The 12,548-nt window shown below is 60.4% G+C and carries 11 protein-coding genes and 1 pseudogene; 4 read left to right on the top strand and 8 right to left on the bottom strand.

All coding sequences use genetic code 11. The features are described 5' to 3' along the window. Positions 1–32 precede the first annotated feature (32 nt). Positions 33–890, top strand: coding sequence for a transporter substrate-binding domain-containing protein (locus PY650_RS24180; protein WP_285882131.1), 858 nt, complete (start codon positions 33–35; stop codon positions 888–890). Between the two features lie 70 nt (positions 891–960). Here PY650_RS24180 and PY650_RS24175 read toward each other — a convergent pair whose 3' ends face one another. From PY650_RS24175 to PY650_RS24145, 7 genes are read right to left on the bottom strand one after another with little or no spacing between them, the layout of a single operon-like run. Next, positions 961–1,494 carry an NADH-quinone oxidoreductase subunit B family protein gene (locus tag PY650_RS24175; RefSeq protein ID WP_285882130.1) on the bottom strand — a complete coding sequence of 178 codons (534 nt, stop codon included), beginning with the start codon at positions 1,492–1,494 and terminating at the stop codon, positions 961–963. Between the two features lie 12 nt (positions 1,495–1,506). Continuing rightward, entirely contained in the window at positions 1,507–3,024 is a 1,518-nt protein-coding gene (locus PY650_RS24170) for a hydrogenase large subunit (RefSeq protein ID WP_285882129.1), read from the bottom strand. A 12-nt stretch (positions 3,025–3,036) separates the two neighbouring features. Continuing rightward, positions 3,037–4,500, bottom strand: coding sequence for a hydrogenase 4 subunit F (locus PY650_RS24165; RefSeq protein ID WP_285882128.1), 1,464 nt, complete (start codon positions 4,498–4,500; stop codon positions 3,037–3,039). Beyond that, entirely contained in the window at positions 4,497–5,162 is a 666-nt protein-coding gene (locus PY650_RS24160) for a hydrogenase-4 component E (protein ID WP_285882127.1), read from the bottom strand. The genes PY650_RS24165 and PY650_RS24160 overlap by 4 nt, the downstream gene beginning before the upstream one ends. Then, positions 5,162–6,118 (bottom strand): respiratory chain complex I subunit 1 family protein, encoded by a 957-nt coding sequence (locus PY650_RS24155; RefSeq protein ID WP_285882126.1) that lies wholly within the window; start codon positions 6,116–6,118, stop codon positions 5,162–5,164. Before PY650_RS24155 ends, PY650_RS24160 begins: the two co-directional genes overlap by 1 nt. Next, a complete protein-coding gene (gene hyfB, locus PY650_RS24150; RefSeq protein WP_285882125.1) occupies positions 6,109–8,130 on the bottom strand; it encodes a hydrogenase 4 subunit B in 2,022 nt (673 codons plus the stop codon). Before hyfB ends, PY650_RS24155 begins: the two co-directional genes overlap by 10 nt. Beyond that, the gene (locus PY650_RS24145; protein ID WP_285882124.1) at positions 8,127–8,441 is read right to left on the bottom strand and encodes a helix-turn-helix domain-containing protein; all 315 of its coding nucleotides are present in this window, start codon (positions 8,439–8,441) and stop codon (positions 8,127–8,129) included. Before PY650_RS24145 ends, hyfB begins: the two co-directional genes overlap by 4 nt. 371 nt (positions 8,442–8,812) lie before the next feature. Between PY650_RS24145 and PY650_RS24140 the strand changes: the two genes are divergently transcribed. Both PY650_RS24140 and PY650_RS24135 read left to right on the top strand, forming a co-directional pair. Beyond that, positions 8,813–9,556 (top strand): YoaK family protein, encoded by a 744-nt coding sequence (locus PY650_RS24140; protein ID WP_285882123.1) that lies wholly within the window; start codon positions 8,813–8,815, stop codon positions 9,554–9,556. 178 nt (positions 9,557–9,734) lie between these two features. Next, positions 9,735–10,505, top strand: coding sequence for a gamma-glutamyl-gamma-aminobutyrate hydrolase family protein (locus PY650_RS24135; RefSeq protein ID WP_285882122.1), 771 nt, complete (start codon positions 9,735–9,737; stop codon positions 10,503–10,505). A 9-nt stretch (positions 10,506–10,514) separates the two neighbouring features. On the opposite strand, the pseudogene PY650_RS24130 reads toward PY650_RS24135, so the two are convergent. Then, positions 10,515–11,547: pseudogene (locus PY650_RS24130) on the bottom strand (aldo/keto reductase). A 93-nt stretch (positions 11,548–11,640) separates the two neighbouring features. Between PY650_RS24130 and PY650_RS24125 the strand changes: the two are divergent. Beyond that, a complete protein-coding gene (locus PY650_RS24125; RefSeq protein WP_285882121.1) occupies positions 11,641–12,543 on the top strand; it encodes a LysR family transcriptional regulator in 903 nt (300 codons plus the stop codon). The last annotated feature ends 5 nt before the right edge of the window (positions 12,544–12,548 follow it).

Raw genomic sequence — 12,548 nt, 5'->3', positions numbered from 1 at the left:
ATCCACCGACAACAAAAAAGGGAACAATGACAATGAAATATCTGAGGTTTCTGCTGAAGGCTCTCAGCGTTTTGACGCTCGTCTTCGCCTCCACCGTCGCGCATGGGCAGGAGAAGAAATGGACGCATGTGACGATCGCCACCGAAGGTGAATTCCGCCCCTGGAACTTCACCAAGGCGGACGGCACTCTGGACGGCTACGAAATCGACCTGATCAAATACCTCTGCGCCCATATGAAGGTGGAATGCACGACTGTCGTCCAGTCCTTTGACGGCATGATCCCGGCCCTGCAAGCCGGCAAGTTCGACGCCATCATTTCCGGCATGTCGGCAACGCCGAAGCGCGAAGAAGTCATTGCCTTCAGCGATTCCTACGGCACGACCGGCCAGACTTTCGCGACCCTGAAAACCGATCCGCTGGCGCAATTGCCATTGAAGGACCAGGTCTTTTCGCTCGCATCGAACGAGCAGGGCGCAATCGACGCACTCAAGCAGCTCGAACCGATGCTGAAGGGCAAGACCATCGGCGTGCAAACGGCCTCGATCGCTGAGACCTTCCTGCAGAAATACCTGAAGGATGTCGTCACCATCCAGGAGTACAAGACGACCGAACAGCACGACCTCGACCTCAAGGCCGGTCGCGTCGACCTGATCATGGCCTCGACCGCTTACCTGTCGACGGCCGCCGCCAAACCTGGCAATGACGACCTCGTGCTGACCGGTCCGCGCTTCCAGGGGGGCCTGCTCGGACGCGGTAGCTCCGTGGGCCTGCGCAAGACCGATCCGGAGCTGAAGGCGATGTTTAACGACGCCATTGCCGCCGCCAAGGCCGACGGGACGATCGCCAAGCTGTCGCAAAAATGGTTCGGCTTCGACGTAACGCCGCGCTAAATCAATCCCAGGAAAAATGCCCAGTGGTTTTGCGTCCGGAATTGCGAAAATGCCAAAAGCCCGGAGCGCATCAAGAAACGCGACCTCCCGTGCTTGCCTGTTCCAGCAGGGCAAGCAATCCTTTTAGAATGTCCGTCGGCGATGGCGGGCAGCCCGGAATATGGAGGTCGACGGGTATGACTTTCGAAACTCCGCCAACGACGGCGTAGCTGCCCGCAAAGCAGCCGCCGTCGCGGGCGCAGCCGCCGAGTGCGACGACCCATTTGGGAGCGGGGGTAGCGTTATACGTCCGCTCCAGTGCTTCCAGCATGTTCTTCGTCACGGGCCCGGTCACAAGCAGTACATCGGCATGACGTGGCGAGGCGACGAAGCGAATACCGAAGCGCTCACTGTCGTAAAAGGCGTTGCTCAGCGCATGCATCTCCAGCTCGCAACCGTTGCAGGAACCGGCATCGACGGCGCGGATAGACAGGCTACGGCCGAGCCGTCGGCGAGATGCGGTATCTATGGTGAGGGCGAGTTCCTCCATCGCCGCATCGGAAGGCCGCGGCGCCGGTTCCGTCAGTGGCAGGCGGATCAGGTTTTCGAAGAGGAGCTTTCGCATGGGACCCTGCCCTCAAAGATCATGACCGGAGTAGGAACAATTGAACGACTTGTTGCAGAGCGGGAAGTCGGCAACGATGTTGCCTTCGATCGCCGCTTCCAGTAGCGGCCACTGAAACCAGGATGGATCGCGCAGATGGCAGCGCTCGATCCTACCCCCAGGCCCCAGTCGCAACCAAACCAGTATGTCTCCACGAAAACCCTCTACGAGCGCCATGCCTTCTCGACATTCGCCGACAATGGGGATCGCGTTGAGTATCTGTCCGATCGGAAGGCGGTCGAGGATCTGCTCGACGAGCAACAGGCCCTGCTCCACCTCGCGAACCCGGATCCAGACGCGAGCGTTGACATCGCCGTCGTTGAGCACCGGAACGTCGAAGGACACACTATTGTAAGGCGGATAGCGCAAGACCTGCCGGGCATCGAAGCCGCGTCCGGAGGCCCGTCCGACATAACCGCCAGCACCGTATTGGCGTGCCAGTTCAGCGCCAAGCCTGCCGGAGCCGACCGTCCTGTCCTGCAGCGAGGTGGTGTTGTCGTAGAGCTCGACCAGCGGCGGAAATCGACGGCGGATTTCTGTTAGCAGGCTTCGCAAGCCGGCCGCTCCGTCGTCATCGAGATCGTTGGTGACACCGCCCGGCACTATACGGTCGCGCATAAGGCGGTGACCGAAAGCAACATCGGCTGCGCGCAGTACGCGCTCGCGCAGCACGCCGCAATGAGCCAGCATCAGTGGAAAGGCGGCGTCGTTGCAGATGGCACCGATGTCGCCAAGATGGTTGGCGAGCCGCTCCAACTCCGCCATCAGAGCGCGCAACCAGATCGCCCGGGGTGGAGCAACGAACCCTAATGCAGTCTCAACGGCCTGCGAAAAGGCATAGGCATAAGCGACCGTACTGTCGCCAGACACTCTTCCGGCAAGTTGCACTCCGCGAGCAAGATCCGCGCCCGCAACCAGCGCCTCTATCCCCTTGTGGACATAGCCTAGCCGCTCCTCGAGGCGGACGACCGTCTCGCCATTGGCTGTGAAGCGGAAATGTCCCGGCTCGATGATGCCGGCATGGACAGGGCCGACCGGGATCTGGTGCAGGCCTTCACCTTCGGCACGCAAAAAGGCATAGGGACCGACCTCCGGCAACGCAACTTCGCGATCCCCGAGGGGGTGGCGCAGACCCCATCGGCCGTGATCAAGCCACGGCCGGGCGTCCGGCAGCTCCCGCGGCTCGAGTCCGGTCAGGTCGCGAATTGCCCGCTCCAGCCGCAGTGCCGGCGGATGCAATTGCGCGACGGAAGGATAGCCGGCACTGTCAAGCCCTTCCAGGCTCAGGACGCCGATCGCGCTGGCCTCCTCGTCGAGCAAGGCCATATGAACTGCGCTTCCTTCGCCCCAAAGCCCGAGCAGGACCAGACGTCCTTCGGACAATGCCTGTCTCGCCGATACCCACACCTCCACATCGGCGATGGCGCGCGGCCACGGAGCATGGTGTGGAACGGAACGGCCTACCTTGAGGATGTCACTTAGTGCCGGCATCATCCCCTCGCTTCATCGAAGAAGGTTTGCGATATGCCGGAACCAGGCCACCAGCTCTGACGGCAGATAGATGCCGGCGATAAGCACCAGCAGGAGATGAGCATACATCGGCACATAGGATGCGTCGGCGGGTGCCGTGCTGCCGCGTGGCTGCCCGAACACCGCTCCCGTCAACCGCAACAGCAGTGCACCGAAAGCAATCAGCAATCCGAAGACGAGCGGAATGGCAAGCAGCGGTTGCTTCGCAAAGGCTGAGCTGACGATCAGGAACTCGCTCATGAATATTCCCGCCGGAGGCAGGCCGGCGATGGCGACGACGCCGGTCAGCAGGCCCCAGCCGAGCCCCGGATGGGTTTCGGTCAAGCCGCGGATGGCGGAGAGCCTTTGTGTTCCCTTGACCTGGGCAATATGGCCGACGGCGAAGAAGATCGCCGACTTGGTCAAGGAATGCATGACCATGTGCAATAGTCCGGCGAAATTGGCGATCGGTCCGCCGAGGCCGAAGGCAAAGACGATGATGCCCATATGCTCGATCGAAGAATAAGCAAACAGTCGTTTGATATCGCGGCGGCGGTAGAGCATGAAGGCCGCGAAAATCAGCGAGGCGAGCCCCATCGTCATCATCAGCGGTCCTGGCGCAAGAGCTTCGGGATTGGCCGAAAGCAGCATCTTGAAGCGCAGGACCGCATAAAGCGCAACGTTCAGGAGCAAGCCGGACAGAACCGCCGAGATCGGTGTCGGCCCCTCGGCATGCGCGTCGGGCAGCCAGGCATGCAGTGGCGCGAGACCGACCTTGGTGCCGTAGCCAAGCAGCAGAAAGACGAAGGCGACATTGAGAAGCGCCGGATCGAAGGCAGACGCATGATCGATCAGGATGGTCCAGACCATGGCATCATAGCCTTCACCGACGACCGGCTGTGCTGCCAGGTAGATGAGAATGGTGCCGAAGAGCGCAAACGCGATGCCGACGCTTCCCAGAATGAAATATTTCCAGGCAGCTTCCAGCGCTTCGTGGGTGCGGTAGATGCCGACCATTAATACGGTGGTGAGCGTTGCTAGCTCGACGGCGACCCACATCAGACCGATATTATTCGACACGAACGCGAGATTCATGCCGAACATCATGATCTGATACATGGCATGGTAGAAACGAAGGTTCGCAGGCGTCAGCCGGCCGGTTTCCAATTCATGCGCGATGTAGCTGGCGCTGAATATGCTGGTAGTAAAGCCTACGAAGCTGTTGAGGACGATGAAGACGATATTGAGATCGTCGACAAGCAGATATTGTCCCGGTGTCGGCCGCGCCGTCACGAACAAAGAGAGGGCGGCAAGCAAGGTCAGCAGGCTTGCCAATACGTTCAGCCGCGCCGTCATCCGATAGCCGGGTAAAAGCGCAAGCAGTAGGGCCGCTGCGATCGGTATCACGAGGACTGCGCTCACCGCATCAAAAGCCAGGACGGAGGAGGAGACGTTCATGTCCGCCGTCTCCCTTTGAAATCATCAAGGGCGCGGACGTCGACCGTATCGAAGCGCTCGCGGATTCGAAACAGAAAGACGCCGATAACAATGAAGGCGATTAGGATAGAGAAGGCGACGCTGATCTCGACGACCAGCGGCATGCCCTTGGCGCCGGTCGCCGCCAGCACCAGACCGTTTTCGAGCGACATGAAACCCACGACCTGGCTGACGGCGTTGCGGCGCGTGACCATGATCAGCAGCCCCAGCAGCAGGACCGACAATGCGAAGGCAAGGTCTTCCCGCGCCAAAGGATCTGCCGTCGGCGTCACCCGAAGCATCACCACCGTGGCCAAGGCGACCAGACCGATACCAGCGAGCATGGTGGGGCCGATGCCGACCACGGTCTCGATCTCGCGGTGAATGCCGAGCTGGCGGATCATGCGATGGAGCACTAAAGGGATGACGATCGCCTTGAAGACGAGGGCGATCGCCGCCGTCACATAGAGATGCGGGGCATCCTGGACGAAGGCCTGCCAGGCGACCGACAGGGTCAGTATCAACGAGTGCAGCGCGAAGACGTTGAGCAGCGCGTAGAGACGGTCCTGATAGAGCATCATCATGCTGACCAAGACCAGGCCGCCGGCGAGCATATGGGCGATATCGAAGACCGGACCGTTCATCACAGGCTCCTCGAGACGAACCGCAGCAGGGTTGCAAGTAGGCCGAGCATGAGCGCCGCACCCAGGAATTCGGGTACCCGGAAGACCCGCATCTTGGCGGTCGCAGTTTCGAATACGGCAAGAAGGGCGCCGCCGACCGCAAGCTTGGCGAGATAAGCAAATATGCCCTCCAGATAGGCAACGGGCTCCTGTCCCGGCACGGCGAGTTTCCACGGGACGAACATGCAGGCAATCAATGACATGTAGAGCAGGAGCTTCAGGGATGCCGCCAGTTCGATCATCGCGAGGTGCCGTCCGGAATATTCGAGCACCATGGCTTCATGCACCATGGTCAATTCCAAATGGGTTGCCGGATTATCGACCGGGATGCGGGCATTTTCGGCGATTGCGACCATCACGAGGGCGATCAAGGCAATTGCCAGTGAGACGCGAAGGCCAACTTGCGGGGAGGTCATGAAGGCGGCAATGGTCGAGAGCTGGGTCGAGCCCGCTATCAGGGCAAGGGTGAAGATGATCAACAGCATGGACGGCTCCGCCAGCGTTGCGATCATCGCTTCGCGGCTCGATCCGATCCCGCCGAAGCTGGTACCGACGTCCATTCCGGCAAGCGCCAGGAAGAAACGCGCGCTGCCAAGCAGCGCTATGATGGCGATTAGATCCGCCGTCCAACTGAAAATAAGGCCGGTGGCGAAAGTCGGGATGATCGCAGCCGCGACCCAGGTCGCGGCGAAGATCAGATAGGGCGTGACCCTGAACAACCATGACGCATTCTCGGCCAGGACCACTTCCTTGCGCAGCAGCCGCAGGATGTCGCGATAGGGCTGGATCATGGAGGCGCCCCGCCGACGCAGCAATCGCGCTTTAATCAGACGGATGAAACCGGTCAGCAGCGGCGCCAGCAGCACGACGAGCGCCATCTGAAAAGCTTGGATGAGAAGAGCTGATATCACGACCATAGCGCCAGCACCAACAGCAGGAAAACGAGCGCGAGGAAAACCAGGCTTAGATAACGCCTGATCGTCAGGAATTGCAGATGGTTGAGCTTTTCGGCCGCGAAGCCGACGGCGGCGATGATCGGCAGGTAGAGATCTTCCCAGATGAGATCATGGGTCGTGACGGTAAAACGCGCCGGGCGGAGATCGCCAGGCGCAGGCATGTCGACCTCCTCACGGGCGCGGAAAACCAATGTTCCGAAAACACGCCGCACGGGCTGGGCGAAGCTGCCCGCCGTATATTGCGTTGCCGGGCTGGCCTGCGGAAAGCCACAATCCCACGCGGGTGCCCGGCGCAGCCCTCGCGAGGCGAAGCGGTGGATGAAATAGGCCGCAGCCGACGCCGAAAAGAGGGTGAACAGGAATACGAGAAGGCCGTTATAGGAGCTACGGCTTTCTGCTACCGGCACGATCGACAGCCACGGAATATCCGTCTGCACAGGCATCCGGTCTCCGATCATCGACAATGTCACGGGTGCGAGCCCATCGATGACGATCCCAGGCAGAATGCCCGCCAGAAGACACAATGCCGCCAGGACAGACATGGCGGTGAGCGAGAAGCGATCGACCTCCACCGCCTGCTCGGCCACAGAGGTACGAGGACGGCCGAGAAAGGTCACGCCGTATGTCTTGACGAAACAGGCAGCCGCCAGCGCGGCCGACAAAGCGAGCGTGCCGCCCACAGCAGGCACGAGGATCTTCAAACCCCATTGCGGCACCGCGGGGCTTTGCAGGATGGCCTGGAACGCCAGCCACTCTGAAACAAAGCCGTTAAATGGCGGCAGGGCCGAGATCGCGACGCAGCCAACAAGGAAAACCACGCTGGTGACCGGCATGCGATGGATGAGGCCGCCGAGCTTGTCCATGTTCCTCTCGCCGGTCGCCGTCAGCACGGCGCCTGCGCCGAAGAACAGCAAGCTCTTGAAGAAAGAATGGTTGAGGACGTGGAACAGCGCGGCGGTCAGCGCTAGTGCCGCCGCCAGCTCCATGCCGTTCGCCTTGAACGCAAGCGCGAGCCCGAGGCTGGCGAAGATCACCCCGATATTTTCGATTGTGCTGTAGGCGAGCAACCGTTTCAGATCGCTCTCCATCAGCGCCTGGAGGATGCCGAGGACGGCGGTCCCGCTGCCGATGATCAGCACGACGCTGCCCGACCACCAGGCCGGCGTGCCGAGCAGGTCGAAGACCACGCGGATGAAGGCATAGACCGCGACCTTGGTCATGACGCCGCTCATCAGAGCGGAAACATGGCTTGGGGCAGCCGGATGCGCCAGCGGCAACCAGACATGCAAGGGCACGAGACCAGCCTTGGAACCAGCGCCGAGCAGCAGCAGGATAAGCGCAAGCCCAGCCACGAACTGCGTGTGCGCGGAGGCTCGCATCGCCGCAAAGCTGTAATCCCCGGCAGATCCGGCAAGCAGACCGAAGGCGAGCAGCAGGGCCAGCGTGCCGAAGCTTGCCATGACGATGTAGACGTAGCCGGCTTTGCGATTATCGGCATCACGATGGTGGGCCATCACCAGAGCCCAGGAAGCAAGCGACATGAACTCCCAGGAAATGAGGAAGGTGAAGGCATCGTCCGCCAGGATCACGAGGTTCATGCCGGCAAGGAAGGTGGGAAAGAACGGCAGCACGCGATGCGGCGCATGTTCGTGACGGCCGTATCCAAGGGCATAGAGAGCCGAAAGGACACCGCCGAGATTGACGACCATCAGAAAGAAGGCTGCGAGCGTATCGAGCCGGAAATGGCTTCCCAGCCATGGCAGGCCGAAAGGAAGAACCAGCACCGGCGCCTCTCCGGAGGGAAGGCCCGTGCCAAGAGATGCGAGAGCAGTCGCAAAGGCGATGGCGGAGAAAACCAGGCTCGTACCGTAGACAAGCTGCATCGACCGCGTCGAACGGGTCAACAGCACCGCCAGAACCGCCGTCCCAAGCAATGCCGCCACACATAACAACAAGACGGAAACCGATATCACGGGCGCCTCCTCGCTGCACGCGGGGGCGCGGACGGTTCGGCCGTACTGCTGTCCGAGGCCTTCATCTTCGCCTTGAGCCTGACCCCTCGCCCGCCATCCAGACTTGTCGCGCCCTCGTTGATCACCTCGACGCCCGCACCATCAAGGGCAGCCAGAAGACGCATAAGAGAGTCGACATTGCCGCGCACCACGTCGGCGCTCGCCTCCATTCGCTGGATCGTCGGAACAGAAATTCCCGCCAATTCGGCCAGTTGGCGCTGGTCGATACCGAGAAGGGCCCGGGCGGCCCGCATCTGAGCGGCAGTAATCACGATTGAACCATCGCTTATCTAGCACAGACTCTGATAATTGACGTCTATGATGTGCCTATTGATGTCTGAAATCAATATTCTGATGTGTTGGCACCCTTCTGAGACGAATCGTCGCTTGTTAAGACGCAATGCCAGGGAGTAAGTTGAGTTTATTTCACGCACCAAGGAGTCATTCGTGGCCGACGAGCGCCGCCACAGGAGTAAGCCGTGCCAATCGGGATAACGAACGGGGTCGCTGAAGCGCCTGCAAACGAACGCTCCTATCCTTTCGAACCAATGAAATATCCCCGCAAAGCAAAAGAAAAAACGCCTAACCGCAGCCCCACCCCTCCCGGCGATCCCGACGCCGTCACGCCAGTAGTTCACGTCACATGCTCGTAAGACAGGGTTCTCACCGTAACGAAAAGATCGATCGCGGCCTTGCGGCTTCGCTTGCTGGGATCGCCGGCGCGTTGAATGCATCGGCTTTCTACTCGGTCGGCTTTTTCTCCGCCAATATGACGGGCAACGTGTCCACACTTTCGGATCACCTCGCTCTTGGTCAATGGCTCTCCGCCCTGTTCTACGGCGGGATCGTGGTGGCATTCGTGCTTGGCGCGGCGGCGTCGACGCTGATTGTCAACGAAGGACGTCGCCGCAACGTCCACGCCATTTATGCCTATAGCATTTTGACCGAAGCGGTGTTGCTCGCCCTTCTCGGCTGCGCGGATCTCTGGCTGCTGGCGAATTGGCGCGTGCCGGTTCTCGTTCCCGGCCTTGCCTTCCTGATGGGCGTGCAGAATGCCGTCGTCACCCGCATCTCGGATGCCCGTGTGCGAACCACGCATGTGTCCGGGATGGCGACCGATCTCGGCATCGAGCTCGCGATCGCCTTCGATATCTTATGTGGACGCGAGCCCAAAGCCGAGGCTCGACACAATCTGACCAAGCTGCGGCTGCACCTTTGCACGATTGCAGCCTTCCTGATCGGCGGCATTCTGGGCGTTGTCATCTATCACGCCGTCGGCGGCTACCTTCTTATTATGGCCGCGGTATTGTTGACGGTGATCGCGCTCGACGCAATTCGGCGGGCGAAGAGGACGTCGTCCGCCCTTAGCACCGTCTCGTCGTCCTAATTTGCCCCGCGCTCGTCGTGCACTCTGTTCAGATTTCGAAATTATGTATTTCGATTTAACGCCACGATAGTTCTTGCGCCTTCGTCGCACAAACGGCGATAGTGGCGAGCGACCTCTCGGATAAGCCTAATGATTTAGGCGCGCGGCTGGCATTTGCGACTTGAAGGTGAAACCAGAAATGACAAGACCCGTGATCGGAGTAATCGGGAATGCCCGCCTCGTGGAGAGCCAATATTGCGCCCAACACGTCGGAGAAAACAATCTCCGCGCAATAGCCGAAGTTGCCGGCGCATTGCCGCTGATGTTTGCCGGCAACCCGAAACTTACCAACATTCCGGATTTACTGGCGATCGTCGACGGTGTGCTCCTGACAGGGGCAAGAGCCAATGTGCATCCGAGCCACTTCAACACCGCGCCGGATCCCAAGCATGAACCTTATGACGAGGATCGTGACGCCTTGGCGTTGCCGTTGATCGAGGCCTGCGTTGCGCGCGGCCTGCCCGTTTTCGGCATATGCCGTGGCTTTCAGGAAATGAACGTTGCGGCCGGTGGATCGCTGCATCCCGAAATTCGCGAATTGCCTGGACGCATGAACCACCGGATGCCGCGCCTTGAGAATGGAGAAATCCACCCCGATCCGGAGGTGGTTTTTGCCGATCGCCACGATGTCCGACTTGTCCCGGAGGGAATCTTCGCGCGCATTCTCGGCCGGGACGTGATCCGGGTAAACTCCCTTCACGGACAAGGCATTCTCGAGCTCGGCGAAAGGGTTGTCGCCGAAGGCGTTGCGGAGGATGGCACGATCGAGGCGATCCGGTTCAAGGATGCTTCGGGCTTTGCGCTCGGCGTGCAGTGGCACGCCGAATATGATCCTCAATTCAATCCCGTGAACCGGGCCTTATTCCAGGCGTTCGGCGACGCGGTGAGAAAGCATCGGGAAGGCCGTTAAGCAATATCGTCAAACAATCGGCGGGTTCAATTTAGCGAACCCTTCCTGGCGCCTGTAGGGAAAATAGGGATAGGGCGCCGTCACCAAACTCGCCTGATCCAGCTTGTCGAGCTGTTCTTTCGTAAGCGACCAGCCGAAAGCACCGAGATTTTGCCGCAGTTGCTCCTCGTTGCGCGCGCCAATTATGACGCTTGCAACGGTCGGGCGGCTGATGAGCCAGTTGATGGCGATCTGCGGCACCGTCTTGCCCGTGTCCGCCGCGATGCTATCGAGCGCCTCGACAATGTCGAAGAGCTTTTCGTCATCGACTGGCGGGCCGTAGTGCGCGGTGTCGTGCAGGCGGCTTTTCTCGGGGAGCGGTTGGCCGCGGCGGATTTTGCCCGTCAGCCGGCCCCATGCAAGCGGGCTCCAGACGAGTGCGCCGACATTCTGGTCAGCGGCGAGCGGCATCAGTTCCCATTCGTAGTCGCGGCTCGCAAGCGAGTAATAGACCTGATGCGCCACGTAGCGCGCATAGGTATGCTTTTGCGCGACGGCCAGCGATTTCATGAGTTCCCAACCTGAAATTGGAGGCGCCGATATAGCGAAGCTTTCCCGCTGTCACCAGACGATCGAGTGTGGAAAGCGTTTCCTCGACCGGTGTCGAGGCATCGAAGGCGTGCAATTGCAGAAGATCGATATAGTCCGTCCCGAGGCGGCGCAAAGCGTCGTCGACTGATTTGATCAGCCGCGAGCGCGACGTCCCCCAATCGCCGGGTCCGTCGCCGGTCGGAAGTGCGGTCTTGGTCGAGATCAGGATGGCATCGCGCCGGCCCCGTATCGCCTGGCCGAGTACCTCTTCCGACGCACCGGCGGAATAGACATCCGCCGTATCGAAGAGATTGACGCCAGCTTCAAGGCAGATATCGAGGAGACGCCGCGCCTCCATTGCACCCGTTGTTCCCCAGGCGCTGAACAGCGGACCGCTGCCGCCGAAGGTGCCGGCTCCAAAGCTCAATACCGGCACCCTCAGGCCCGATGCGCCGAGATTTCTGTATTCCATTGGTCTTTCTCCTGTCGTTTCAACAGAGATAGACGCTCCATCTAATGTGATATAGATTGCCTGAGAGAAACTTACTTGTGATTTGAATTCATCATGGGCCGACAGGACATTAATCGCTCCGGCGAGATGGAGGTCTTCGTGCGCGCCGTCGAACTCGGCGGCTTCACCGCCGCGGCGGTGGCCTGCCGCATGACGCCATCGGCCGTCAGCAAACTGGTCACCCGTCTTGAAGCGCGCCTCGGTGCGCGCCTTGTCAACCGTTCGACGAGGCGCCTAAAGTTGACGCCGGAGGGATGCGCTTTCTATGAGCGGAGCGTTGCGATCCTCGTTGATATCACTGAGGCCGAGCGTTACGCCTCGGCCGGAGAGCAGGCTGCGGGACGCATCCGCATCAATACCAGCGGCTCTTTCGGCAATCATGTGCTGGCGCCGCTCATCCCTTCTTTCACGGCGCTTTATCCCGCCGTCTCGCTCGATATCTTTCATACCGACAGGGTCGTGGATCTGGTGGAAGAGAGAGCCGATGTTGCAATCCGCACCGGCCCGCTCAAGAATTCAAGGCTGACCGTCCGCAAACTCGGCGTCGCACGCAAGGTCATCGTCGCCTCGCCGGACTATCTGCGGCGTCACGGCGCGCCGAAATCGGTCGCTGAGCTCGAAAGACATTGCCGCATCGGCCTTTCCTATTCCCGCGCCATCGAAGGCTGGCCTATGCGGAGCGACGGTGAAACAATAACGATTCCCGTTACTCCGGGCCTGCAGGTGAGCGATGGCGAAGCCATGCGTCATCTTGCGCTTTCAGGTGCCGGCTTGGCACGGCTTACGGACTTCACGGTCAAAGCGGATATCGATGCGGGCCGTCTCGTGGCTGTTCTCGGAGAGCTCAACCCAGGCGATGTCGAGGAGTTTTATGCCGTCTACATCGGCCAGGGCGGCCCCCTGCCCGCACGCGTCCGGGCGCTTCTGGAGTTCTTGCGTGACAATGTCAGACTGTGACGATG

It is taken from the genome of Martinezella calliandrae, assembly GCF_030272695.1.
Lineage (GTDB): Bacteria > Pseudomonadota > Alphaproteobacteria > Rhizobiales > Rhizobiaceae > Rhizobium > Rhizobium calliandrae.
Note: the sequence above shows the minus strand (reverse complement) of the source record. Positions and strands in the feature narration are given on the sequence as shown.

Coding starts and splice junctions, on each gene's coding strand:
- PY650_RS24180 (WP_285882131.1), top strand. CDS start 33: ATGAAATATCTGAGGTTTCTGCTGAAGGCTCTCAGCGTTTTGACGCTC.
- PY650_RS24175 (WP_285882130.1), bottom strand. CDS start 1,494: ATGCGAAAGCTCCTCTTCGAAAACCTGATCCGCCTGCCACTGACGGAA.
- PY650_RS24170 (WP_285882129.1), bottom strand. CDS start 3,024: ATGCCGGCACTAAGTGACATCCTCAAGGTAGGCCGTTCCGTTCCACAC.
- PY650_RS24165 (WP_285882128.1), bottom strand. CDS start 4,500: ATGAACGTCTCCTCCTCCGTCCTGGCTTTTGATGCGGTGAGCGCAGTC.
- PY650_RS24160 (WP_285882127.1), bottom strand. CDS start 5,162: ATGAACGGTCCGGTCTTCGATATCGCCCATATGCTCGCCGGCGGCCTG.
- PY650_RS24155 (WP_285882126.1), bottom strand. CDS start 6,118: ATGGTCGTGATATCAGCTCTTCTCATCCAAGCTTTTCAGATGGCGCTC.
- PY650_RS24140 (WP_285882123.1), top strand. CDS start 8,813: ATGCTCGTAAGACAGGGTTCTCACCGTAACGAAAAGATCGATCGCGGC.
- PY650_RS24135 (WP_285882122.1), top strand. CDS start 9,735: ATGACAAGACCCGTGATCGGAGTAATCGGGAATGCCCGCCTCGTGGAG.
- PY650_RS24125 (WP_285882121.1), top strand. CDS start 11,641: ATGGGCCGACAGGACATTAATCGCTCCGGCGAGATGGAGGTCTTCGTG.